The sequence below is a fragment of the Borrelia miyamotoi genome, from assembly GCF_019668505.1.
Lineage (GTDB): Bacteria > Spirochaetota > Spirochaetia > Borreliales > Borreliaceae > Borrelia > Borrelia miyamotoi.
Genome location: NZ_AP024371.1, coordinates 309,156 through 333,074, shown reverse-complemented (window position 1 = coordinate 333,074; position 23,919 = coordinate 309,156). Strand labels below are relative to the sequence as shown.

Sequence of the window (23,919 nt, the reverse complement as noted above, 5' to 3'; positions counted from 1 at the left end):
ATTAAAATTTATTGGTGAGGGTGTGTGTATAAGGTTGCTGATTAATTTGTAAGGGTTTGTATGAAAAAAGCTTACTTTATTATTTTCTTGTTTATTGTATTGAATTTATTTGCATCTATGGATGATGATTTAAGTATTGATATTGATGATGTGTATGTTGAAGCCCATGAAGATGGTTTCCATCTTTTTATTAGGAAAAAGCCAAATGTTAAGTCAGTTATTTTAACTGAGTCTTTTGAAATTCCAGATAAGAGTAAAGATGTCTCTACTTATTCATTTAGAACATTGGAGTATAATAAGATCAATGGTGATGAGATTAGGATTTTAAATGGTAGAGTTATTCAGAATAAAACTCTTTTATCATTGACATCTTCTACACCTGTTCAGAATAGGAAATTTGGACAGGCTTTTCATATTTTAATACCTAAGAGATTGAGGTATGGTTTTCCTGATTTTTCCACAAGGAGTGGTGATATTAATTTAGAAGTTCTTAGGATAAATAAAGAACCCTTTTGGTTTTCAATTAGAACTTTTGAGAAAAAATATAATGATTATTTAGGGCAATATAAAGATAATGCTTATGAGTTATTTTTTGGGGATACTCAACTAGAAAATACAAGTGAGCCTAATAGTTTAGAAGAAGCATTTTATAGGTTTTCTGATGATGTGATTGTTGCAGATAAGGGCCCTGATATTGTTGATAAAATAAAAGATATTCTAGAAAAATCAGAAGATCCACTTGCTGATTTAGATCTTGTTTTTGTTATTGATGTGACTGAGAGTATGAAAAATCATATTGAAATTTTAAGGAAACATCTTTTTGATATGGTAGAATCTCAGTTAAATAAATTTAAGTCTTATAGAATAGGTTTCGTATTCTATAAGGATTATCTTGAGGAGTTTTTAACAAGATCTTTCGATTTTAATAATAAGGAATATTTAAATAGTGTTCTTAGAGATGTTAGTGTGAGTGGTGGCGGAGATTATCCTGAAGCAGTATTTGAGGGAATTAATGCTGCTGTTACTCAGTTTGATTGGCAAGCGGATAATCGATTTATTATAGTGTTGGGTGATGCACCGCCTCATGAATATCCTAGAGGGCCTATAGTTTATGAGGATGTTATTGAAGCAGCTAAGCAAAAAGATATTACGATTTATGGAATATTACTTAATTAATAAGTAATATTAATTGAATATGGTGATTTATCTTTTCTCTTAATTGTTTATTTTCTCTATTATCTTTTTAGATAGGGGGATAATCCACTTTGGAGATTGTATATTAGACTGTATTATTTCTTCAAATAGCTTTTTTGCCGTTTCTTCTTTATTTGTTATGTAATATATGAAAGCAATTTCATACTTTCCAGTGGCAACTATGCTTTCGTTTTCTTTGTAATTTTCAATCATTTTTGTGTATATTTTTAAAGCAGATTTATAGTCATTAACATTTGTTGCCTTTTGAGCTTCTCTTAAGTAAATACTGTAAGGGGTTTCTTTTGTAAGTTGTTTGTCTAGATGGGCTGCTGTATAGCAGGAAAAAAATAATATGCTTGTTAGTATTAATTTTTTCATTTTTCATTCTCTTGTTTCATTATAAAATTTTATTAGATATAAAAAAAGAAAACAAGCATAAACTTGTTTTCTTTTTCTGTTTTATTTAGAAGGAATTATTATTTTCCAGTTTTCATGTATTAAATCTGGATTTTGAATTTTTTGTCTGTTTGCAAACCAAATTTTTGGCCATAAATAAGGATCATTATATAATTTTTTAGAAATGCCCCATAAGGTGTTTCCAATTTTAATTATATATAGTTCCTTACTTGCATTGCTTTGATAAGCCTTTAAATATCTTGCGGAATCTAAGAATAATTCATTTGCAAGTCTAAGGTTATTGAAGTTCTTGGCTTCAAGTCCTTGTTCCCATAATTGTCTGGCTTTTTCGATAAGCTGAAGTATTTTGAATTTAGTTGAATCTGGTTTTTGCATTTCTTTAGCTGTTTCTTCATAAGCAAGTACTAATGGAGTTGCTTCTCCAAGTAAGTAAGAATTGTCTTCAGAGTTTAAGAGATTTATATATTTACCTTGATCCTTAAGTAGAGTTCTTCCATTCCATGGTGAGGGTTGAATGAGTTGGTTATTGCTATAAATGGGAAGATTAGAAGCAGCTTCCAGTGCTTTTAATTGTTTGTACATTCTTTCATCTGTTTCTTTAAGAGCTCTTGATTCTTTTGCCTTTTTAGCAGTTTGTTGTGCTTTGTTAAATGCTTTACTATACATTTCAAGGGAATCTTCAATGTCATACATTTTGTATTTTTTTGTCGCTTCGAAATATAAGTTATTGACTTCATCGATTTCTAATGGAATCCATATGTATGCTTCATTATTTTCAGCATCGTTCAGATATTTTTCAATATTGTCTTTCAGGTAATTTATTTTTTCTTTTTTTTCTATTGTATCTCGTGCGACATTTTTATATCTTTCTAATACTTTTAGAGCAGTTTCATTGGCTTCTTTAATCATATTTTTTGCAAATTTTGCTTCCATCTCTTTTTCAAGCTTTTCAGCTTTATTAAATTCTTCAGAATAAAAAAGATCTCCGCGCTCTTTTATGATCCCATTTTTGATCTCTTCAATGTCTCTTTTTATATCTCCTGTTTCCTTAGGTAAGATTTTGGAGTTTACACTCTTTTTGTCTTCCTGCGAAGTTGCACATGAAACTAGGAAAAGAGTGGATATAGATAACATTAAAAATAATAACTTGTTTGCTTTTATCATAAATACATCCTTCCTATATGATATTGACTATAATAAGTTAAGAACTTTGCTTTTTAGACATTAATTCTTTCATCTTTATATAAATCCTATAACAGCATACTATTACATAATTTGACATTTACAATTTTTTTGCTTTTATCTGATGTTCCATTTTTATTGTATCAATACTCTAACTGTTGCCTTAGTGTTACTCTGAATGTTTAGTGGTGTATCCACATGTTTTTTCTTCTGGCTCTGAAGTGGTTGAGCATGAAATTAAGGAAAAAACAAGTATAGATAACATTAAAAATGGTAATTTGATTTTTTTCATCATAGGTACATCCTTTTGATATTATGTTTTGGCTACATAAATTGCAGCTTTTTTAAGCCTTAGCTTCTTTAAAGAACAGGCCTGGCAAAAATATTATTTTTACACTTTTTGCAGAATTATAGCGTATTTTTCATTTTTATTAAAGTTAGTAAATATCTTTAAAAAAGATATAATTAACCTTATAAGATTTTAGAAAAGAGGAAAATTTGATTTTGAAGTCATATATTATTATTCTTTTACTTTTATTCTTGCAAATAGCATTATTCTCTCAAGTAGCATCTGTTAAAGAAATGGAAGGTCAGATTAATGTTGTAAGAAATGCTATTCCTATTAAATTAGATTTGGGTGATGAAATTTTTGAATATGATTTTATTGAGGTTGGAGATAATTCTAAAATTAAGATAGGTTTGTATGGAATCAATGGTGTTTCATCAGATTTAACCTTGAATTCTAACACACATAGCCTTATTTGTTATTCTTCTCTTAAAGATGTGCAGAATGCAAAAATATACTTATTTAAGGGAAGTTTAGAGGTGGTTATTTATAAGGTTGTTAAAGGTTCTTCATTGTCTGTTGATATAAATAATTATTTTTTTATGACTGATGCTCCGTCAAAATTTTATGTCAATTGTGAATACTTTAATAGTTATTTTGTTAGTGTTTTTGACGGTGTGCTTAAGCATTATAATAAGGATGAATATTGGATTTCGGCAGGTACTAGTATTTTGCTTTGGGATAATAATTCTTTTTTATCTAAAAATGGTGATTCTGTTTCGGAAAATGTAATTCAAAATTTTAAAGAAATGTCTCGTAAAAATTTTATTTCCTTGAATAGTAGGCATTCAAATTATATATTTTCAAAATATATTGAAGGTAGTTTTAGATTTGATTTTGTATATGATTATCTTGTAAGAGATCCTAAATTTAATACCATATATTCAAAGTGGAGTTTAGAGGACAAAAATCATGTCTTGGGAGATAGGATTGTAATGATGAATTATGTTAATTATTTAAGAGGTAGAATAGGTATTCTTTTTAATAATTTTATTTATTTGGCCAGTATGTTTTTTTTCATAGAGGATATTGTTAAGAATTTTTCTGATATGTCTGATAAAGTGGTTATTTATGGCTCTATTTTGAAATTTTTCGAAAATTATAAAAAAGACAGATCCTCTTTAATAAAGAAGTTTTTTAAAACTATTCATTCTTTTAAAATGTATTTAATTCGTACAAATGGTGATGTTCCTAGTAATTTAAGTATTAATGAATTTTATTTATTAAGGCCTAGAGAATTTTGATTTTGATCAAATATTTGTCTGATTTTAACTTTATTCCATGAATTTGAAGTTCAGTTTACTCAATTATTAAATGCTTTATTATTAATTTTAGCTAGCTGTAATGTGTTTATAAAGTTTTTTGCAAATATGTCTTTTGAAATTAGTCATTTTAAAGTTGATTTTAAGCTGATTTAAGCAAAATATGGTATAAGAATTGGACGTAGTAGAGGCTTTTATGATATCTTTTTAAAAGAAACTTTTCTTGAGGAATTGGTATTTTTTGGGTATTGGATTTGCAATTATTTTATACTGTTTTGTTCTTGTAGCATTAAGATTTATGTCCTTTTTTGAAAAGAAGGTGTTTTATTTTTGTGAATAGATTTTTTTTATTTAGAATTTTTTGGATTTTTATTTCATTAATCTGTTTGTTTTTATTTGTTTATGTGAACTTTTTTAAAGTTAGAGAACTTAAGTTTTCATCTAATAAAAAAATTGCATTTTTTATTCCTGGAATCATTGGTGGTTCACCTTCCTATGAAGCAATGTATGATTTTTTGATTGAATTTAAAAAAAATAGAAGTGATATTGAAATTAAGTTATTTGAAGCTGGGTTTAATCAGCATGAATGGATAGAATTACTTGAAAAGTTATTAAATTCTAAAAATTATGATTTTTTGATTACAACAAATAATGTAATGCAAGGACTTATCGATAGGGTTTCCCAAAATTATCCTTATACTAAATTTTTGCTTTTTGATTCTTTGGTTAAGAATGCTAATCCTCAAGTGTATTCACTGTCTTATAATGTTGCAGAAGAGGCTTATATATTGGGTTATTATGTGGGTTTGTTTTTACAAGGTTCTAATTTATCAAATAAGAATGTTGCTTTGATTGCTGGGCAAGAATATCCTGTTATGAATAATTATATTTTTCCTTATTTCAAGAATGGATTTAAAGAGATTTTGGATTCAGAAGTATTCTTTAGAACTTTAGGAAATTGGTATGATAGCAATAGAGCGAAGATGCTATCTGATTCTTTAATTTTGGATTCAGGAGTTTCTGTAATTCTTCCAATTGTGGGTACAGCTATTGAAGGAGTTCTCTCATCAGTGCGTGAGCATGGCATTTTTGCTGTTCTTTTTGATGGTGAAGATTATTTGGATAATAAAGATAAGATCATTGGTTCTGGAATTACAAATCATAGATTTTGTTTAAAAAAAGTTTTGAGTAGAGCTCTTAAAGGAGAGATTAAGTATGGAACTTATGAGGTTTTTGGATTTAAAGAAGGGGGAATTTCATTTAATTTGTTAAATGAGTTTTATGTAAATAAGACTGATTTAGAACTTAAGAAGAGAATTGAGAAAAAGATAGAAGAGATGAGTAATATTGAGATAAAAATAGATTTATAATGGTTTATGGTAGAGTTTAAAAACATAGTAAAATCTTTCCCAGATATTGAGAAACCTATTCTAGATAGTGTGAATTTAAGGATTGAAGAATCTAAAATTTTGACTGTAATTGGAAGGAATGGGGAAGGTAAGAGTACCTTATCAAAAATAATAGCTGGATTTGTTTATTTTGATAGTGGTGATGTATTTATAAACAATAATAGACAGCAAAACTGGAATGTGGATGTGGCAAAAAGTAATGGTATTTATATTGTGTCGCAGATTCCAAAGCTTGATATGAATTTAAGGGTTTGGGAATATCTTAGTATTTATTGGTTTGATTCTAAATTTTTTATGCCGATGAATAAATCTAAGACTTATAGGTATTATAGGTGGCTTAGGCAATTTTACAATATTACTTTTGATTTAGAGGCTAGAATACAAAATTTGAATATTAAAGAAATATATTTTTTGCTTATTATTTCTTCCCTTAAAAAAAATGCAAAGATCATTATTTTTGATGAAAGTGTGGCTTATTTCTCTCAAAAAGAGGCTAAAGATTTTATTAAATTGCTTCAATACCTTAAAATAGCAGGAATTACTTCTCTTTTTGTTACACATAGAGATGTTGGGGATGCCATAAGATTTAGTGATGAATTTATTATTCTAAAAGATGGAAAATGTTTTCGAACGATCAATAAAGAGATAATACTTAGCAAAATTGAAATACCTGCTGATAAGTTTATTGCTGCAAGTATTAGGCGTGGTGAATTAAATGAAGACTTTATAAAATTTAATTTGTTTTTTGAAGATTTCTGGAAGTATGATATTAGTTTTTCTTTAAAAAAGAGAGGAGTTTTTGGAATTATTGCGGAAGATGCAGCAATAAAAACATGGGAAAAATTATTCTTGGGTAAAATTCCATTTGTAGGATGCATCAAAATGAATGGGCGTAGATATGAGCGTATCAATATTTATGAGATGAAGGCAGGATTATTACCTTTAGGAATTGGTAATTTATTTTCTGATAATGCTACTATATTGGATAGCTTTTTAGCTAAGATAATGAGTTTTGAGAATGAAGTTTTTATTAAGCGATCTACTATTAATAAACTCAAAAAATTTTTTAAGCAAGATATGGAATATTGTGATAGTAAGATATTAAAAACTTTTTATTCTAAATCTTTTGCATTCTCTGGAGGGATTTTAAAAAAACTTGCTCTTTTTAGAGAAAAATACATTACAAAGAGCTTTTTAATTTGTTTTTCTCCTCTTAGCAATCTAGACTATAGGGCCTATATTGAGACATCTAATTTTATTCGTAATTTTTCTAATGAGAAGCCTGTGCTATTGATTACTCCTAATTTGGATGAACTTCTTCTTTTAGCAGATGATGTTTTGGCAATAAAGGCCGGTGAAGTTATATTAAGATTAGAAAGGGGACATATCGACAAAGCAGCTTTAAAGGAAATGTTATTTATATGAGGACATTTAGAAAAGAGTATGTTCTCTTAGTATTTTCACTTAGTATATTAGGTATTAGCTATTTTTTTGATGGATTTTTTAGTTTTTCTTACATTAAGATGATATTGTGGAATTTTATATTGCTCTTATTAATTGCTACAGGGATTTCTACTTGTGCTAGAAGTAATAGTTTGACTCTTGGAGATGAAGGTCAAGTTTACTTTGGAGCATTTTTATCATATGTATTTTGTGAGTTGTGTGGACTTACATACTTTAATTTTTTATTAGTAATGATTTTAAGCTCGTTTTTAGTTGGTGTAATAGGAATTATTCCTTTTTTATTAACATTCTTTTTTGGCTTAAATGGGATGCTTACAGGTCTTTTAATGTCTTATGGGAATCAGAGATTGGTTGATGGATTAATATCAAAGCTTTTAGGTTCGAATGAATTTTTAAGTCGGACAAAAAGTATTAATAAGATATTTTCTCTTGATGTTTCTTTGCCGTATTTGCTTTTGTTTAGTTTTTTGGTTTGGGTATGCTATGTATTTGTCCATAAAAGAACTATTTTGGGATTAAAACTTGAGATATTGAGTGATAGAAAGCCTTTAAGCAAATTTTTTAATATTGATGAATTTAGATATAAGTTTTTTACAGTATTTATTAGTTCTTTTTTAAATGGTCTTGTAGGTTCAATATTTTTAATTTTTTTTAAAAATTATTTATTTCTAGGGATAACCTCCGGACTTGGTTGGAATGGATTTGTTGTTGCTGTAGTTTCAGGATTTAATTATATGTATGTATTGTGTTTTAGTTTATTTTTTTCAATGCTTAATGAATTTAATAATTATCTTAAAATAAATTATGCTTTTAGGTTTGAATTTATTGGGTTATATCAATCTGTTTCTATTTTTATCTCTTTATTTTTAATAAATAATTCAGGTAGAAAATAAATGCTTGGTGTTTTTTTAAATTCTATAATATTTGCATATTTGGCTCTTGGAATTCTTTATACTGAAAGATTAGGATTGCTAAATATAGCTATTGAAGGAATTTCTTTTTTGGCTGTTTTTTTGACATCTCTTTTTATCTATTTGGGATATGGAATACCTGTATCAGGTATTATAACGATTTTTATTAGCTTGATATTTGGTTTTTTTTTGTCTTTAATTGTGAGAAATGGGTATAACATTTTTATAGCGGGCATAGGAATTAATATATTGTGTTATTTTTTAGTAGGAGTTTTGATGAAAGCCAATTTTAATTTTATTCCGGGATTTAGTTTGAATGTATCTAATAATTTTGCTGTTACATTTTTTACTATATTGTTTTTTGTTTTATTAGGTTTTAGTATTTATATACTAAATTATTCGAGAGTTAGAGTAGTTTTTGAGTTTATTCGTTCAAGTGATTATGAGAATTTATTGGGAGAGAAAATTAGTCATTATTTTAAATCTTTTGCTATCTTTATGTCAGTGATCTTGGCAAGTATTGCAGGTTCATTTCTTGCTGTAAATTTTAATTTTTATTCTTATAATTTGGGGTTAAATAATGGTTGGCTCTCAATTTGTATATTGCATATTGCATTTGCAAATCCTTGGCTTGTTTTTCCAATTTCATTCTTAATGGTATTTCTTGAATACAAATTTTTCAATTTTCAGGATTATGTTAATTCTTATATTGCTCTTTCATTAACCTTTTATATGGCTATATTAATCAATATATTTGTTTCTATTTTTAGGAAAACTAAATTATTTTAGCAGTGTCATTTATTGAGTTTTTAATCCTTTTTAAGGCTTTCATTTGTAATTCTAAGTCTTTGATTTTATTTTTATTAAATTCATAGAAAGGAATTTGTTTTATGATAGCTAAATTATTGATAAAAATTGTAAATATGATATCGTCATATGTTTCTATTTGAAAAATAGCATTCATTATTAGATTGAACATTAAATCTTCATCTTGGATGAAATGATAAATTCCTTTTTTTAGGATGGCATCAATCAATACGAATAAGTTAGTATTTAGTAATTTTTGATTATTTTGAATAAATTTGATTATATAGTCCATTGAGTTGCTTGATTCTCCAATGAGAAAGTATGCCCATGAAATGTCAAGATAGTTTTTTGTATCTTTAAAATCAATTATTTGTAGATAGATTTTTGTTTGTTCAATTGCTTTTATCCAGTTGTTAGTTAAGTATTCTAATTCTGAGATCAGTAAATATACATCAACTTGTTTTGGATCTTTATTTATAATTTGTCTTAGTAATATTTTAGATTGATCGTATTCTTTTAAATCTTTAAGTAACATTGCCTTTATATAAAGTTCATCTATCTTATTTTGATTTATATCTTCTTTGTGATTTATTGCATAAATAGAAATAATGGTATTCATCCATACTAGTATTATTGTATATTTTTTCATAAATTTACCCCTTTTATTTTATATATAATGTCCATTATCATATTTTTGTACTTATTGTTCAGCTTATATGAATTTAACTCTTCAATAAATTTATTAAGATATGACATTGCAAGATTTGAAGAATCTTTAATAGCATTTGATGAGTTAATCATATTGCTAAGTTTTAATATTTCTTCTGTTGATTCATTTATAGGTTTATTTTTAATTTTGATTAGCTTTTGAATAATTTGCTTATCAAATTGTTTTTCTTTTAAAAAATATATTATAGGTAGACTTTTTTTTCCTTCAATTAAGTCTTCTCCAAAGTCTTTGCCATTGATTCCATCTTTAATATTTTTGATATCGTCTATTATTTGGAAACAGGTTCCAAGTTTCAGAAATGTGTTATAAAGATTTTTTGCCTTGTTTTCATTATTTGTGAGTATTCCGGCTAAAAATCCAGCCATTCCAAAAAGGGAGCTTGTTTTAAGTTCAACTAAAGATATGTATTCTTCAACATTTGGAATATATGTTTCATTATGCAATGCAATATCAATTCCTTGTCCTAGATGAAGATTTGAGAGGGTTGTAAAAAAATTTTCATAAATTAACAGTTTTTGACTTGTTTTTAAGTTTGAAGTTTGTATTAATTTTGCAGGCAGAAAATAAATTAGATTTGCTGTATTAATGCTACTATCGAGTCCATAAATTAAATGAATAGCAGGTTTTCCTCGTCTTTTGGTGGCTCCGTCTTCTATGTCGTCAATAATTAGGCTGCCAGAATGAGGTAATTCAAGTAGCATGCTTAGATTGTATAAGTTTTCGGTGTTTTTGTTGTTATATCCCAATGCATATGCTAGCAGAATCATTAGCATTGGTCTTATTCTCTTTCCTCCTCTATTTATTATTTCAATAGCTGGGGCTTTAATTACCTTTATTGTGCTTTCTTTTATTTTCAGTTTTAGTTCTAACTCTTTGTCTTTAAATATATTTAGAAAATAATCATTTGAAAATACAGTGTTAATATTTTTTTCGATCTTATCTAAAAATGATTTATTTTTCATAATAATAATTATAATAAAAAGTATAATGATAGGTGTATTTAAGAGATTTATATGTATGATGTTGTTGATCAATATTCACAAAGAGCTAAAAGAGAAGGGTATCTTGCAAGATCTGTTTATAAGTTAATCGAAATTGATAAAAGGTTCTCTTTATTTTCTGCTGGCAATATATTAGACATTGGGGCATCTCCTGGGAGTTTTTCTCAATATGCTTATGGTCGTCTTAAAAATGGGGTGCTTGTTGCGGTTGATCTTAATGATATAGCGCTTAATTTTACTAGTAATTTTTATTTTATTAAGGGTGACATATATGTTCATGGTTTTTGTCAAAAGATCAAGACTTTTGCACCTTATAGCTTAATTATAAGTGATGCAGCCCCTAAAACTACTGGTAATAGGTTAGTTGATACAAGCAATTCTTTTAATTTGAATATGAGAATAGTTGAATTGGCTTCTGATATCTTGATAAGAGGTGGTAATTTATTACTTAAGATTTTTCAAGGAGGCGATGAAGAACAAATTTTTTATAAGCTTAAGAGTTGTTTTAGGTTTGTCAAAAAGATTAGGCCTAAAGCCGTTAGGCAAAATTCCTTTGAAATTTATTTTTTATCTAAAGATTTTATTGGAGTGGAAACAAATATTTAAGTTAATTTAAGGGGATTGGGATATGTCTATAGAAGAAAAGGTTATGGAAAGAAAGTCTTATTTACAAATTGCATGTTTTAAAATGGGCAAGGAAATTTATGGGATTTCAATAAATCATATTAGGGAAGTAATTAAGGTTCCGTTGGAGGGTATATATGCAATACCCAATGTTCCTGATTATGTTACTGGTATTTATAATCTTAGAGGCAATGTTATCCCTTTAATAAATTTAAATGTTAGATTTAAAATTCCTTCGATTTATATAACGGAAGAAGATAAGCTTCTAACAGGTTATTTAATAGTAAAGATTAAGGATAAGCTTTTAGGGATATTTGTAGATAGAGTTCTAAAGGTCATTAACTTTGACGAATCTAAGGTTCAAGAGCCTCCTGCTACTTTGCAAACTTTGGACAGGAAGTATATTTCTGGTGTTGTTAGAATTGAGAACGATGAAAATTTTGGGAGTGAATATTTAATTCTGATTGATATTGAACGAATATTTGACAAGAGTGAGTTTGAAAAGATTCCATATAAGGATAGTGATGAATAGTAAGGTTCTTATTTACATAAATTATGCAAATTTAGATGCCGAAACTCTTGCTTTTGAAATACAAAAATATTTAAAACATAAATATGGTGTTTTAAGTTTGTTTACGGGACTTAATCAGTCTTCAGAGTTATTAACTGGTGACGATAATTTGATGTTTGCAATAACTTTAGGTGGAGATGGTACGGTTTTATTGGCTAGTAGCTTGCTTTTGAAAAATAATATTGATATCCCAATTATTTCAATAAATTTGGGTAAGGTAGGGTTTTTGGCAGACATAAAACCCAGAGATTTTAAAAAGGTAATAGATAAGTTTTTTGATAATTCTTTAGTTATTCATAAAAAATATTTGCTTAATATCAGTGCTTATGAGAGTGGACATAATATACTTACTAAGTATGCTTTAAATGATGTAATTATTCGTTCTAGTATTCTTAATAAGCTGATTTATACAAATCTTAGAGTTAATTCGGAAGATTTTCTTTCATATAGGAGTGATGGAATAATATTTGCAACTCCAACAGGTTCGACTGGATATTCTTTCTCAGCAGGTGGATCTGTTTTAGAATCAGATCTTCAGGCTTTTATTTTAACGCCTATTTCTCCACATTCTGTTTATAATCGTTCTTTTGTTTTTTCAAGCGGTAGTAAGCTTTCACTTTCATTTCATAAAGAATATGCATTATTCCCTGCATCAATTTTTGTTGATGGCATTAATATTGGTAAATTTAAGGTTGATGTTGTTTTTGAATTAGGTCTTGATAATAAGAGTTTGCGTTTTGCATCTTTTTGTACAGATACTTTTGTTAGGAGACTTAAAAATAAGTTATTATAAGATATAACATTTTATAATAACTAGTTTGTTTTTGAGTTTTGTATGTTAGTTGAGCTTTTTATAAAAAATTTCGTTTTAATTAAAGAGTTATCCATTAAGCTAAATGCAGGTCTGGTGGCATTCACAGGTGAATCTGGAAGTGGAAAAAGCCTATTGTTGTCATCGCTTTATTATTTATTTGGTGGAAAGCTTAAAAATAATATAATAACTGATGGTGAGCGGGAATGTATTTTACTTGCTAAGTTTAAGGTAAATGGCGATGTTAAAGGTTATTTATCTTACAAAGGTATATTAGTGAAAGATTTTATTATTATAAAGAGAGTAATTGTATTTGAATCCTCAGATACTTTTTTGAGTAGTTATTATATTAATAATGAACCAATTTCTAGTACCATTTTAAGAGCAATTTTTCATATGTTAATTGAGGTGCATTCTCAAAATCAACAGTACTTAATTTTGAAAAATCCCTTAAATAATCTGAAGATTTTGGATAATTATAGTAATTTAAATGTTCAATTGGAAGAATATAGATTAGCTTATGAAGAATACATTAAATATTTAAATGATTATGATAGTTTTGTTTTAAAAGAAAAATTGCATAAAGATAGTATGGAAGAGTATAAAAAAATAATTGATGAAATAGATTTTGTTAATCCTGAAGTAGGGGAAGAAGAAATTCTAAAGACCAGATTAGATGAGCTTAGGAATCATGAATCTTTATGTAATGCGCTCTCAAGCTTGAAGAGTGTTTTAAGCTTGAGAGATGGTATTTCTGCTTTAAGTGAGATACGAAAGGTAATTTGTGATGCAGAATATCTTTCAAGAGTGAACAATAATTATATTGAACTTGAAAATCGTCTTAAAAACTCTTACTATGAACTTGAAGATGTTGGTCAAGCTTATAGTAGGTATCTTTTTGATAAGACCTATGATGATAAGGAAATTGAATTAACAGAAGGTCGACTGTATGATCTTTCTCGTATTAAAAAAAAATATGGACCAAGTCTTGACGACGTCATAGCATTGAGAAAAAAGTGTGATGATATCATTGATTTGTCACTTGATTTTGAGACTGAAAGACTATATAGAAAAAAAAAGTTAAATGGGTTGTTTGAAACAGTTAAAAAATTGGCATCTGATATTTCAAGTATTAGACGGGCAGCTGCATTTAGCTTTGCATCTAGTGTGACAGAAATTTTGCATAAGCTTAATATGACTGATGCGGAGTTTTTTGTATCAGTCTCTGAAGGGGAAATTAAATCAACAGGTGGTGATGAGGTAGAATTTTTAATTTCTAGTAATCTTGGTTTGAAAGCTCAACCAATTTATAGAGTTGCATCTGGGGGTGAGCTTTCAAGAATAATGTTGGCTATTAAGAGTGTTCAAAATGTTGATGAAAATAAGCTTATTATATTTGATGAGATTGATTCTGGTATAGGAGGTGAATCTGGGGTTAGTTTAGGTAAATATTTAAAGAGCTTGTCAGATAATATGCAAATATTTGCTGTTACTCATCTTGCTAATATTGCAAGCCTTTCAGATTATCATATTTTAGTGAAAAAAGAATGTATTAAAGATAAAACTTATGTTCAGGCTTCTTTGTTATTGGGTGATGATCGTGCTTCAGAAATTGCTAGAATGCTTAGCGGAAATGTTAATGAAATTAGCTTTAAGCATGCCGAGGAGCTTTTAAAGGATAATACTTGATTATAAGTGGGTGTTTATGGATTTAGTGCATAGTGAAAATTATCAAAAAATTTTGCTTATTGATAATCTTATTTTGCAAACTTTAAACGAGATAAAAGATATAAAGAAATCTGGTAGTCTTACAGTAAATTCGGAATTAATAGTTAATTTTATTAATTTGAATTTAAATGTTCTAAGTTATATTGCATCATTGAATTATTTTTATACAAGACCTAGATTAAAAGTTAACTATGATTTTCGAACAAATCTTTTTAATTTTATTTCTGATTTTTCATTATTTGTTAGTCCTATTTTGCTTATCTCTGCTAGGGAACTTATGACAAATGAATCTTTGCTTGATTTAAATCCTGAAGAGCGATTTTTAATTGTTAATAAGTTGGGATATCTTATTGACTTAGGATTGTATTTTAGTAAAGGTGATTCTAAATCAGTTCTTTTTTTAGAGGATATATATCTTAAATTTATTATTTTGACTAAAAATTTTATTGATTTTAAGAATTTATCAAAAAATTTACTTATTGATAGTCCTTTTTATAAGGTTCAATTATCCCATCTTTTTAAATCTTTAGAGCTATTAGAAGAAGGAGCATTTTTGCTAAGGGCCAGATACGAAACAAATGAGGCTTATGGACTCTCAGAGCAAATTCTAAATTATATTGAGGCTGGAAGAATTTTAGCTGTTGTTACTTCTCAAAAAGAAGTAGCTGATAAGTTTGCAAAATTTTATGAAGTTTGGTCTGTTAAATTTCAGTCAGATTTAGGAAAGATCAGATGATGTTATATAGAGGGTTTTAATAATCTTGAATCTTTATGAAAAAAATTTAACTAAATTTAGGAAAATCAAATTTTTTTGTTTTGTTTTTTTTTTGATGTTTTTGATATTGATTAATTCTGTATTAAAGCGAAAGATTAATATTTCAACTTTTTATAAGTTTAATCACTTTAGGCATTCTGATAATTTAGTTGATGTTGTTTCAAAGAATAATGTTTTTATTAAAGATCGAATTTTGAGTCTAGATCTTGATAAATATTATTATCATGTTATAAGTGAGCGTCTAGTAAGTTTTTCAGATTGTTACTATGTTCTTAAGAAGTTTCAAAATAGTTATTCTGTATTTTCTAGGAAGACAGATAGATTCTTGTTTTCTTTGGAATGTGAAGATTTTGTTTTTGCAAAAGATGACGCTATTTTTGCTTTAAATAATTTATATAAAATTTTGGAAGTTTATGGTGAGGGTGGAAGTAAGATTTTGTCTCTCAAATTTATTGCCTCAATATTAAGTATTGATTATAATGATGGAGTTTTGGCTTTGGGACTCTCTGATGGTAAGACTTATGTATATAAGCATGGAGAAATGGTTTATAGTGGTGATTTGATTGGTATTGGCTTGCCAGTTATATGTGTTAAATTAAGCTTAGATAATAAGTATTTATGTATTCTAAGAGAGGATGGGGAATATTCTTTAGAAGTGGTTAATTTAGAGAATGGATATAATCAGGTTTTGTGTTTAAAGAATTTAAAGATTAAGGATTTTAGTCCTTTTTTTAAGGTTGATAGGTTTTATAATTTGTTTGTTGAAACAATAGATTCATTTTTAATATTTAATATTGAAAATGATAAAATTTTTAGAGTTGATAATAAAAATTCTATTTTAAAAGCTGATTATGATTCTTTTTTTAGAGTATATAGAATATATTTTTATGATTTGGTTGATAATATGATCAATATAAGGACTTATTTTGTAGATTCTTATGAATTGTTTGATAATGTATTTTTTAAGGATGCAATAAGTTCATATGTTGAATTTAATGAAGGAATTTTATATTTTAATGATAATAGTAATTTAAAATATTTAGGGCTGTAGTTGTAATGATGATTGCTTTTCTTTTTTTATTTAGTTGTTCTAATTTGTATTCGTTTTTGGAATTTGGCAAGGGGGAGAAATTTGATTTAGTAGGTGATTTTGGGGAATTAAAAGATGGTGTTTTAGACATCGGTATAAGGTTAAGGGCTTGGGATACACATTTTTCTGTTTTTTCAAATAATTATAAAATTGTGTATTCTAGGAATAAGATGAGTAAATATGATAGAAGTATTTTGATCGTTTTTGATAAAGATTTAGGGCTTAATTTGGAGTTTTTTGGTGATTTTATATATAAAGATGAGAAAGTTTTTTTAAAGGATGATAGTAAAGTTTTTGATGTGGTAGTTTTTGATCAATATAGTGGGCAAATAGTTAATCCTTTATTTGTAATAAAGAATAGAAATAATTTAAATAGCAGTTTTTCCTTTTATTTGGGTGATATCTTTTTAAAAGGTAAGGGTAATACTAGATTCGAGTTAAAAGGGGATTTGAATCTAGAGCTAGAGTTAGGTAATTATAGTCTTGTTTTAAATTTTTTGAAAAATAATGTTAGAGCTTCAAAAGCTCTTAATGGTATTTACTATTTTGAGGTATTTCTAAATAATAACAGTATTTTTCGTGCTGATTTTCAGAGTATATTTTTAGACAATAATTCATATGTTATCTCTGGGGATAGAGATTGTGAATTAGATGTTTTTAACATAAAAAGAGATAATGGCAATATTGAGATAAATAATCTGAAGTTTACTAGTGGTCGTAACGAAATTAAGATTAAATATGGAGATGTTTATGATTCTAACAATAGCTTGATTTATAGGTTTACACTTAATGGATAATGTTATTGTTCATACCCCTGTACTTCTTGATGAAATTATTAATCTTGTAAATACCGTATATATGAGTGATGAATTTGTTTTCGTTGATTGTACCCTTGGGGAGGGAGGTCATTCAAGGGCCATTCTGAGGAAATATCAAAACATAAGTGTAATTGGTATTGAAAGAGATAACATTATTTTAAATAGGGCAAAAAAATTTCTTGTAGAATTTAAGGAAAAGGTTTCGTATTTTAATATTTGGTTTGATGATTTTTTTAGTGAATATCCTTTAAATAGTAAAGTAAATTTTATTTTAGCTGATCTTGGTGTTTCTATGTTTCATTACAAGATGAGTGGTAGAGGATTTTCTTTTGTTGGAGATGAAAGGTTAGATATGAGGCTTAACCCTGATGATGGGAGTCTTAATGCTTACGAGGTTATTAATACTTTTGGGAAAGAGAAACTTGAAGATTTAATTTATGAGTTGGGTGGTGAATATTATTCTAAAAGAATTGTTAAGTCTATTTTAGAATATAGAAAAGTTAAAAATATAAAAACTTCAAGAGAGCTTCAAAGCATAATTATCAAAGCATATCCTAGGATAAGGCTTAAAATAAATCCAGCAACTAAGACTTTTCAGGCATTAAGAATTTATGTCAATGATGAGCTTTTTCGTTTGAAAAAAAGTTTGCCGTTATGGATAAAAAGCTTATCAAGGAATGGAATCTTGGCTATTATTACATTTCATTCTTTAGAAGATAAAATTGTAAAAGGGTTTTTTAAAGGTTTAAATCAAGAGCAGTATTGTATACTTACTAAAAAGCCTGTAATTGCAAGCTTTGATGAGAAAAAATATAATAATGCATCAAGAAGTGCTAAGCTTAGAGCCATAAAAAAATTATATGAGTAAGATAGGAAAAATTGAACTTCGATTGTACTATTTATTGATTTTAGTATTAACAATTATAATATGTCTAAATATTTATCTCAATTTTAGATATGTTGTTAAGTTGCGTGAATTTGATAGTTTAAATTATGAGCAGGGTAATATTATTGATGAAAACCTTAGATTGTTAACTATAATATACGAACTTCAGAGTATTGATAGAATAGAAGAGCTTAGCCGAGATTATTTAGATTTAGAAAGAAAAGATAATAAGGATGTAAATGTTATTAAACGGTAGTATATTTGTGTGAGGGCATTTGGTGCATATAAAAATTGAGGACATTCTAGATTCTTCAAAAGATATTAAATTTGTTGGTCATTTAAATAATATGCAGAAGGTTGTGTCATTTTATTCTTTTGACAGCCGTGAAATAAATTCGGAAAATAGTGGAACTAGCCTTTATTTTGCATACAAAGGTGATAGGGTAGATGGATTTTCTTTTGTTGAAGATTTAATTGGTATTGGTGTTAAATGTTTTGTTTGTTCTGAGGATTATGAGCTTTCATGTTTTGATTATTTAAATAAGTATAAGGATTTAGTTTTTTTGCTCACTAGTAATGTAGTCATTCTTCTTCAATATTTAGCAGCGCATTTTATTAAAAGAACAAGTTTTAAGAGAATAGCTATTACTGGTAGTAATGGAAAGACCACAACAAAAGAGATGCTTTATAGTGTATTATCAAAGAGGTATAAAACTTGCAAGACTTGGGGAAATTTAAATTCAGATATTGGGCTTCCTTTGAGTATTTTGAGAACTGAGGGAGATGAAGAGTATGCTGTTTTTGAAGTAGGAATAAGCTACATTGGAGAGATGAGTCTTCTTGCTAAAATATTAAATCCTGAAATTGTTATTGTTACAAATATAAATTATGCACATATGCAAGCTTTTGGAGATTTAAAAATTGTTGCTTCAGAGAAGGCCAAAATAGTAACTAAGAGTACTCAGGTAATAATATTAAATGAGACTTGTCCTTATCATTCTTATTTAAAGGAAATAGCTAAGTCTGTTAATCCGGAGATTAATATTTTTTATTTTGATTTTCATAGTCTTAGAATTAGGGCATTTTCGTTTTTAGGTGAAAAGTTTTCTTATGATTTTACTTATAAGGGGTTTGATTATTCTGTTTTATTACCGGGTAAGCACAACATTTTCAATGCAATATCTTGTATTAATTTGGCTTTGTTACTTGGGATGAGTGAGAATGAGATTTTAGAGGGTCTTGTGCATGCTGATTTTCAAAAAGGTAGAGCAGAACTTTTAAGAGTAAAGGACTATTTGATTTTGAATGATTCTTATAATTGTAATTTGGATTCATTTATGGCTTTAAAAGAGATCATTTTGGATCTTGAGATTAAGGTTAAAAAAATTATTATTCTTGGTTCTTTTAAAGAACTTGGAAAATTTACATATGAAGTGCATAAAACAGCAATTCAGGAAGTTGTTTTGATGAATTTTGATGAAGTGTTTTTAATTGGTGATGAATTTCAAGAGGTGAAGATAATTGAAAAGTTGACTTTAAATAATTTATCTTACTTTAATAATTTTGAAGGTTTTATTGATTTTTTTGTTAAGAAGAGTTTGAAATCTCAGTGTTTTATTGTTATTAAAGGGTCAAGATCAAATAGGCTTGAAAGGGTTCTTGACTATCTTTAAGATTAATGTGAGGGGGGGGGTATGTTTTATCTTTTAGGACTTAGATTGCTGCAATATATTACTTTTAGAACTGCTTATGCTACTATTTTTGCATTTTTGTTTTCTTTAATTTTGGGTCCATTTATTATTGTAAGACTTAAAAAACTAAAACTAAATCAAATTTTAAGAGAAGATGGACCAAGGCGCCATTTAAGTGCAAAGACGGGCATTCCTAGTATGGGCGGTATTCTTATTTTTTTTTGTGTTTTAGTCTCTTTATTTTTTTGGGTTAATCCTTGGAATATTTATTTTTTAATTATACTTTTTGTCATGATTAGTTTTGCATGCCTAGGATTTATTGACGATTTTCTGAAAATCAAGAGAAAAAATTCAGATGGGCTTAATCCTAGTCTTAAAATTTATGGGCAGGTATTCTTTTCTTGTATTTCCGTTACTATGCTTTATTATTTTGGTGGCGATCATGTTAGTATAATTTATTTTCCATTTTTTAAATCTCTCAAATTAGATTTAGGGGTTTTGTATATTCCATTTGGAATATTTATTTTAATATCTGCATCTAACTCTTTTAATTTAACAGATGGGCTTGATGGACTTGCTATTGGACTTAGTATTGTTGTAACAGGAGCGCTAATAATAATAGCATATCTGACAAGTAGATCTGATTTTGCATTTTATTTAAATATTCCAAATATAAAAGGTTCTGAAGAGCTTGTAGTATTCCTTGGAGCTTTACTTGGAGGTAGTTTTGGATTTTTATGGTTTAATGCGTATCCTGCTAAGATAATGATGGGTGATACCGGTAGTCTGTCAATTGGGGCAATTCTTGGAATGGTGGCTTTAATCTTAAAGAGTGAGATTCTTTTTGCAATTCTTACAGGAGTTTTTGTAGTTGAGACTTTGTCTGTAATTATTCAAGTGGCAGTTTATAAAAAGACTAAGAAAAGAGTTTTTAGAATGGCACCACTCCATCATCATTTTGAGGAGCTTGGTTGGTCTGAGATGCAGGTTGTCATTAGATTTTGGATAATAGGTTTAATATTTGCTATACTTGCTTTAAGTACTCTTAAAATTAGGTGAATTTAGATTGGTTGTTATGTTTGTGGAGAAAGGTTCTCTTAGAAAATATTATTTGCTTGTTTTATTCTCACTTGTTGCTTATGGCCTTATTATATTTTATACTTCTTCGTTTTTTTTAAGTGTAGAACTTACAGGGGATCCTAATTTTTTATTTTTAATGCGTCTTAAATATCTTTTTTTAAGTTTTGTTGTATTTTTTGTTTTTGAGAGAATTTCGTTAGATTTTTTAAAAAGAGTTGTTTCTATTGTTTTGGTTGTAACTTTTGCATTGATTCTGGCAACTTTTTTTTCTCCTAGTGTTTCTGGAGCACAAAGATGGATATTTTTGAAAGGAACTAGTATTCAGCCTTCAGAGATTTTTAAGGTATCTTTTGCAATTTATCTTTCAAGTTATTTAAGTAAGTTTAGATTAAAGTCAGATAATAAGATTTCTTATTGGCTTAAGCCCATGTTAATTTTTGGTATTTTTTGGTTACTCATAATTTTGCAAAATGATTATTCAACAGCTATTTATTTTGCTATTCTTTTCTTTGTTGTTTTATTTGTTTCTGAAATATCATTTGGATATATTTTGGCTATTTTATTTACTTTTGTTCCAATTGCTATGATTTTTTTAATATTTGAGCCTTATAGAGTTGCTAGAATTTTTGCATTTTTAAATCCTTATGAAGATCCTTTAGGAAAAGGATATCAAATAATTGCATCACTTAACGCTTTAAAGAGTGGTGGGCTTGTGGGAAAAGGTCTTGGAATGGGAGAAATAAAGCTTGGCAGGCTTCCAGAAGCTAATTCTGATTTTATTTTTTCTGTGCTTGGAGAAGAGTTAGGATTTTTAGGTATTTGTTTTGCTATTATGTTGTTTTTTTTATTTTTTTATCTTGGCTATTTTATAGCTATTTTGGCGAAGACTAGATTTAGGTTTTTTATTGCATTTATTTCAAGTCTTACAATTTTTCTTCAAAGTATAATGAATATTTTAATTGCAATTGGACTTTTGCCTCCCACAGGCATAAATTTGCCATTTTTTTCCTCAGGAGGTTCTTCTATTGTTGTTACAATGGCACTTTCTGGATTGATTGCAAATGTTTCTAGAGATATTGAAAGTAAGTAAGTTTGAAGTTTTATTAAAGTGGTAATTTAATCTTGAATTTATGTTAATTTATCGAAAATTTTTGCTTATATATACTTACATAATAATTTCTGCTATCTTGTTTGAGATTATTTTTATTATTTTTATTTCACCTTATTTTTTAATTAGGTATATTAGTTTTAATGATGATATTCATATTTCTAAGGAAGATATATTAAGTATTTCAGGGATTAAACCCAATACTTATTATTATGATGCTGATGTTGATACTTATAAGAAAAATATTATGAGAGATCTAAGAGTAAAAAATGCAAAGGTACAACTTAAATTTCCCAATACAATTAGTATTAATATTGAAAGAAGAGTTCCTATTGTTACTGCCTATGATAATGTTGATGGCAATTTTATTTATTATTTTATTTCTTCAGATGGTGTAATTTTGGAAAAAAGTAAAGATTTAATTTATGATTTGCCTATAATTAGTGGATTAAATTTAAATAGCATTGAAGCGGGTGATTTTTTAGAGGATGGAATGTTGGCTATTGTAAAGAACCTTAACTATGTTAAAATAAATCAAATTACTTTATATAATTTAATATCAGAAATTAGTTTTTTGAAGTTGAATTTCTATGATTACAGAATTATTTTGTATATAAAAAATATATATAATAAGATACTGATAACATCGGATATGAATTTAATAAGTGTAATGTATAAGGTATTCATGATATCTGATTTACTAAGGGGAAGGTCTGATACTATTGATTTAAGAAGTGGTGATATCATTTTATTAGGAGAAGATTAGTGTCTAGAGATTTGATTGTAGGATTGGATATTGGAACTTCAAAGATTTGTACTGTGGTGGCTGAGGTGAACTTGAACAATCAGTTGGAAATAATTGGAATAGGCACTAGTCTATCAAGAGGTGTGAGGAAAGGGGTTCTTATAAATATTGAAGCAGCACTTGATTCAATTTCTAATGCTATTGAGGCTGCTGAACTTATTTCTGGATGTGATATTGCCACGTTATCTGTTTCTATGTCAGGTAGTAGCATTGAGGGCACTAATTCTCGAGGGGTTGTTGCAATAAATTCAAAGACAAGAGAGATTGATAATGAGGATGTTGATCGGGTGATTGAAGCTGCTAAGGCAATTGTAATTCCAATGGATAGAGAAATTTTGCATGTAATTCCTCAGGAATTTATTGTTGATGGAATTCCTCATATAAAGAATCCAATAGATATGATGGGAATTCGTCTTGAAGGTGAGGTGCATATCATTACAGGGTCTAGTTCTTCAAGTCAAAATTTGGTTAGGTGTGTAAATCGTGCTGGGTTTTCTGTTGATGAAGTTGTGCTTGGAAGTTTGGCATCATCTTATTCTACCTTATCTAAGGAGGAGAGGGAAATGGGAGTTTTGTTTGTTGACATGGGTAAGGGTACAACTGACGTAATTCTTTATATTGATGGTTCTCCTTATTATACGGGAGTAATTCCTATTGGTGCTAATAGAGTTACTCTTGATATTGCTCAAGTGTGGAAAGTGCCTGAGGATGTTGCTGAGAATATTAAAATAACAGCTGGTGTTGCACATATTGCTGCTCTTGAGAGCCAGATAGAGAGTGTTATTATTCCTAATCTTGGGACCAGACCTCCTCAAGAGAAAAGTCGAAAAGAATTAGCTGTAATAATTCATTCAAGATTGAGTGAGATCTTTGAGATGATAAAAGCTGAAATAATGAAACGAGGGCTTTACAATAAGATTAATGGAGGAATTGTTTTAACTGGTGGAGGAGCTTTGTTTCCCGGTATTTCTAATTTGACAGAAGAGATATTTAAATATCCATCAAGAATAGGATTTCCAATGAATATTAATGGAGTTGGAGAGGAGTACATTGATCCTAAATTTTCCTCAGCTCTTGGTCTTGTTCTTTATAAGCACGAACAGCAAAAATTCAATAAATTAAAGAAAGGAAATAATAAGTCTAAGAGACAAAGTAAAATATCTTCAAAATTGAAAGGTTGGTTTTTGAAGGAGTGGTTTTGACCAGTCA

24 protein-coding genes are annotated in these 23,919 nt (G+C 27.9%); 20 read left to right on the top strand and 4 right to left on the bottom strand.

Features of this window, described 5'->3' with window-relative positions:
- Window positions 1-60: 60 nt before the first annotated feature.
- Entirely contained in the window at window positions 61-1,176 is a 1,116-nt protein-coding gene (locus tag K5Q05_RS01585; protein ID WP_025443819.1) for a vWA domain-containing protein, read from the top strand.
- 39 nt (window positions 1,177-1,215) lie between these two features.
- On the opposite strand, the gene K5Q05_RS01580 is transcribed toward K5Q05_RS01585, so the two are convergent.
- On the bottom strand, window positions 1,216-1,572 hold the full coding sequence (locus K5Q05_RS01580; protein WP_025443820.1) for an outer membrane protein assembly factor BamD: 357 nt from the start codon (window positions 1,570-1,572) through the stop codon (window positions 1,216-1,218).
- Between the two features lie 81 nt (window positions 1,573-1,653).
- The gene (locus K5Q05_RS01575) at window positions 1,654-2,775 is read right to left on the bottom strand and encodes a LysM peptidoglycan-binding domain-containing protein (RefSeq protein ID WP_025443821.1); all 1,122 of its coding nucleotides are present in this window, start codon (window positions 2,773-2,775) and stop codon (window positions 1,654-1,656) included.
- A gap of 516 nt (window positions 2,776-3,291) precedes the next feature.
- Between K5Q05_RS01575 and K5Q05_RS01570 the strand changes: the two genes are divergently transcribed.
- The 5 genes from K5Q05_RS01570 (at window position 3,292) to K5Q05_RS01550 (ending at window position 8,974) form a co-directional block, all read left to right on the top strand.
- Entirely contained in the window at window positions 3,292-4,383 is a 1,092-nt protein-coding gene (locus K5Q05_RS01570) for a hypothetical protein (protein ID WP_025443822.1), read from the top strand.
- 350 nt (window positions 4,384-4,733) lie between these two features.
- A complete protein-coding gene (locus K5Q05_RS01565; RefSeq protein ID WP_025443823.1) occupies window positions 4,734-5,771 on the top strand; it encodes a BMP family ABC transporter substrate-binding protein in 1,038 nt (345 codons plus the stop codon).
- Between the two features lie 6 nt (window positions 5,772-5,777).
- On the top strand, window positions 5,778-7,235 hold the full coding sequence (locus tag K5Q05_RS01560; RefSeq protein WP_025443824.1) for an ATP-binding cassette domain-containing protein: 1,458 nt from the start codon (window positions 5,778-5,780) through the stop codon (window positions 7,233-7,235).
- Window positions 7,232-8,167: an ABC transporter permease gene (locus tag K5Q05_RS01555; RefSeq protein ID WP_025443825.1), complete on the top strand. Its 936-nt coding sequence runs from the start codon at window positions 7,232-7,234 to the stop codon at window positions 8,165-8,167. The genes K5Q05_RS01560 and K5Q05_RS01555 overlap by 4 nt, the downstream gene beginning before the upstream one ends.
- A complete protein-coding gene (locus K5Q05_RS01550) occupies window positions 8,168-8,974 on the top strand; it encodes a hypothetical protein (RefSeq protein WP_099497096.1) in 807 nt (268 codons plus the stop codon). It abuts the gene before it with no gap.
- On the opposite strand, the gene K5Q05_RS01545 is transcribed toward K5Q05_RS01550, so the two are convergent.
- Together K5Q05_RS01545 and K5Q05_RS01540 are read right to left on the bottom strand one after the other, a co-directional pair.
- Entirely contained in the window at window positions 8,961-9,641 is a 681-nt protein-coding gene (locus K5Q05_RS01545) for a tetratricopeptide repeat protein (RefSeq protein WP_025443826.1), read from the bottom strand. The genes K5Q05_RS01550 and K5Q05_RS01545 overlap by 14 nt on opposite strands.
- Window positions 9,638-10,684 (bottom strand): polyprenyl synthetase family protein, encoded by a 1,047-nt coding sequence (locus tag K5Q05_RS01540; RefSeq protein ID WP_025443827.1) that lies wholly within the window; start codon window positions 10,682-10,684, stop codon window positions 9,638-9,640. The genes K5Q05_RS01545 and K5Q05_RS01540 overlap by 4 nt, the downstream gene beginning before the upstream one ends.
- Window positions 10,685-10,735: 51 nt before the next feature.
- Here K5Q05_RS01540 and K5Q05_RS01535 point away from each other — a divergent pair, with 51 nt between their 5' ends.
- The 14 genes from K5Q05_RS01535 to ftsA all read left to right on the top strand — a co-directional run bounded on the left by K5Q05_RS01535 (window position 10,736) and on the right by ftsA (window position 23,912).
- Window positions 10,736-11,329, top strand: a complete 594-nt coding sequence (locus K5Q05_RS01535; RefSeq protein WP_025443828.1) for an SAM-dependent methyltransferase — start codon at window positions 10,736-10,738, stop codon at window positions 11,327-11,329.
- A gap of 22 nt (window positions 11,330-11,351) precedes the next feature.
- A complete protein-coding gene (locus tag K5Q05_RS01530; protein WP_025443829.1) occupies window positions 11,352-11,879 on the top strand; it encodes a chemotaxis protein CheW in 528 nt (175 codons plus the stop codon).
- A complete protein-coding gene (locus tag K5Q05_RS01525) occupies window positions 11,872-12,711 on the top strand; it encodes an NAD(+)/NADH kinase (protein ID WP_025443830.1) in 840 nt (279 codons plus the stop codon). Before K5Q05_RS01530 ends, K5Q05_RS01525 begins: the two co-directional genes overlap by 8 nt.
- 42 nt (window positions 12,712-12,753) lie before the next feature.
- Window positions 12,754-14,418: a DNA repair protein RecN gene (locus K5Q05_RS01520; protein ID WP_025443831.1), complete on the top strand. Its 1,665-nt coding sequence runs from the start codon at window positions 12,754-12,756 to the stop codon at window positions 14,416-14,418.
- Between the two features lie 16 nt (window positions 14,419-14,434).
- Window positions 14,435-15,193, top strand: a complete 759-nt coding sequence (locus tag K5Q05_RS01515; RefSeq protein WP_025443832.1) for a hypothetical protein — start codon at window positions 14,435-14,437, stop codon at window positions 15,191-15,193.
- A 94-nt stretch (window positions 15,194-15,287) separates the two neighbouring features.
- Entirely contained in the window at window positions 15,288-16,283 is a 996-nt protein-coding gene (locus K5Q05_RS01510; RefSeq protein ID WP_232516122.1) for a hypothetical protein, read from the top strand.
- A 5-nt stretch (window positions 16,284-16,288) separates the two neighbouring features.
- Complete coding sequence (locus K5Q05_RS01505; RefSeq protein ID WP_025443833.1) at window positions 16,289-17,119, top strand: hypothetical protein; 831 nt, start codon at window positions 16,289-16,291, stop codon at window positions 17,117-17,119.
- Complete coding sequence (gene rsmH, locus K5Q05_RS01500) at window positions 17,112-18,008, top strand: 16S rRNA (cytosine(1402)-N(4))-methyltransferase RsmH (protein WP_025443834.1); 897 nt, start codon at window positions 17,112-17,114, stop codon at window positions 18,006-18,008. The genes K5Q05_RS01505 and rsmH overlap by 8 nt, the downstream gene beginning before the upstream one ends.
- Window positions 18,001-18,282, top strand: coding sequence for a hypothetical protein (locus K5Q05_RS01495; protein ID WP_025443835.1), 282 nt, complete (start codon window positions 18,001-18,003; stop codon window positions 18,280-18,282). The genes rsmH and K5Q05_RS01495 overlap by 8 nt, the downstream gene beginning before the upstream one ends.
- A gap of 22 nt (window positions 18,283-18,304) precedes the next feature.
- The gene (gene murF / locus K5Q05_RS01490; protein ID WP_025443836.1) at window positions 18,305-19,699 is read left to right on the top strand and encodes a UDP-N-acetylmuramoyl-tripeptide--D-alanyl-D-alanine ligase; all 1,395 of its coding nucleotides are present in this window, start codon (window positions 18,305-18,307) and stop codon (window positions 19,697-19,699) included.
- Between the two features lie 21 nt (window positions 19,700-19,720).
- The gene (gene mraY, locus K5Q05_RS01485) at window positions 19,721-20,776 is read left to right on the top strand and encodes a phospho-N-acetylmuramoyl-pentapeptide-transferase (protein WP_099497098.1); all 1,056 of its coding nucleotides are present in this window, start codon (window positions 19,721-19,723) and stop codon (window positions 20,774-20,776) included.
- Between the two features lie 52 nt (window positions 20,777-20,828).
- On the top strand, window positions 20,829-21,887 hold the full coding sequence (ftsW, locus tag K5Q05_RS01480; RefSeq protein WP_099497132.1) for a putative lipid II flippase FtsW: 1,059 nt from the start codon (window positions 20,829-20,831) through the stop codon (window positions 21,885-21,887).
- Between the two features lie 40 nt (window positions 21,888-21,927).
- Window positions 21,928-22,671 carry a cell division protein FtsQ/DivIB gene (locus K5Q05_RS01475; RefSeq protein ID WP_025443837.1) on the top strand — a complete coding sequence of 248 codons (744 nt, stop codon included), beginning with the start codon at window positions 21,928-21,930 and terminating at the stop codon, window positions 22,669-22,671.
- A complete protein-coding gene (ftsA, locus tag K5Q05_RS01470; RefSeq protein ID WP_025443838.1) occupies window positions 22,671-23,912 on the top strand; it encodes a cell division protein FtsA in 1,242 nt (413 codons plus the stop codon). Before K5Q05_RS01475 ends, ftsA begins: the two co-directional genes overlap by 1 nt.
- The last annotated feature ends 7 nt before the right edge of the window (window positions 23,913-23,919 follow it).

What these genes read in the sequence shown, in the direction of transcription:
- K5Q05_RS01585 (WP_025443819.1), top strand. Translation starts at nt 61, where the DNA reads ATGAAAAAAGCTTACTTTATTATTTTCTTGTTTATTGTATTGAATTTA.
- K5Q05_RS01580 (WP_025443820.1), bottom strand. Translation starts at nt 1,572, where the DNA reads ATGAAAAAATTAATACTAACAAGCATATTATTTTTTTCCTGCTATACA.
- K5Q05_RS01575 (WP_025443821.1), bottom strand. Translation starts at nt 2,775, where the DNA reads ATGATAAAAGCAAACAAGTTATTATTTTTAATGTTATCTATATCCACT.
- K5Q05_RS01560 (WP_025443824.1), top strand. Translation starts at nt 5,778, where the DNA reads ATGGTAGAGTTTAAAAACATAGTAAAATCTTTCCCAGATATTGAGAAA.
- K5Q05_RS01555 (WP_025443825.1), top strand. Translation starts at nt 7,232, where the DNA reads ATGAGGACATTTAGAAAAGAGTATGTTCTCTTAGTATTTTCACTTAGT.
- K5Q05_RS01550 (WP_099497096.1), top strand. Translation starts at nt 8,168, where the DNA reads ATGCTTGGTGTTTTTTTAAATTCTATAATATTTGCATATTTGGCTCTT.
- K5Q05_RS01545 (WP_025443826.1), bottom strand. Translation starts at nt 9,641, where the DNA reads ATGAAAAAATATACAATAATACTAGTATGGATGAATACCATTATTTCT.
- K5Q05_RS01540 (WP_025443827.1), bottom strand. Translation starts at nt 10,684, where the DNA reads ATGAAAAATAAATCATTTTTAGATAAGATCGAAAAAAATATTAACACT.
- K5Q05_RS01535 (WP_025443828.1), top strand. Translation starts at nt 10,736, where the DNA reads ATGTATGATGTTGTTGATCAATATTCACAAAGAGCTAAAAGAGAAGGG.
- K5Q05_RS01530 (WP_025443829.1), top strand. Translation starts at nt 11,352, where the DNA reads ATGTCTATAGAAGAAAAGGTTATGGAAAGAAAGTCTTATTTACAAATT.
- K5Q05_RS01525 (WP_025443830.1), top strand. Translation starts at nt 11,872, where the DNA reads ATGAATAGTAAGGTTCTTATTTACATAAATTATGCAAATTTAGATGCC.
- K5Q05_RS01520 (WP_025443831.1), top strand. Translation starts at nt 12,754, where the DNA reads ATGTTAGTTGAGCTTTTTATAAAAAATTTCGTTTTAATTAAAGAGTTA.
- K5Q05_RS01515 (WP_025443832.1), top strand. Translation starts at nt 14,435, where the DNA reads ATGGATTTAGTGCATAGTGAAAATTATCAAAAAATTTTGCTTATTGAT.
- K5Q05_RS01510 (WP_232516122.1), top strand. Translation starts at nt 15,288, where the DNA reads ATGTTTTTGATATTGATTAATTCTGTATTAAAGCGAAAGATTAATATT.
- K5Q05_RS01505 (WP_025443833.1), top strand. Translation starts at nt 16,289, where the DNA reads ATGATGATTGCTTTTCTTTTTTTATTTAGTTGTTCTAATTTGTATTCG.
- rsmH (WP_025443834.1), top strand. Translation starts at nt 17,112, where the DNA reads ATGGATAATGTTATTGTTCATACCCCTGTACTTCTTGATGAAATTATT.
- K5Q05_RS01495 (WP_025443835.1), top strand. Translation starts at nt 18,001, where the DNA reads ATGAGTAAGATAGGAAAAATTGAACTTCGATTGTACTATTTATTGATT.
- mraY (WP_099497098.1), top strand. Translation starts at nt 19,721, where the DNA reads ATGTTTTATCTTTTAGGACTTAGATTGCTGCAATATATTACTTTTAGA.
- K5Q05_RS01475 (WP_025443837.1), top strand. Translation starts at nt 21,928, where the DNA reads ATGTTAATTTATCGAAAATTTTTGCTTATATATACTTACATAATAATT.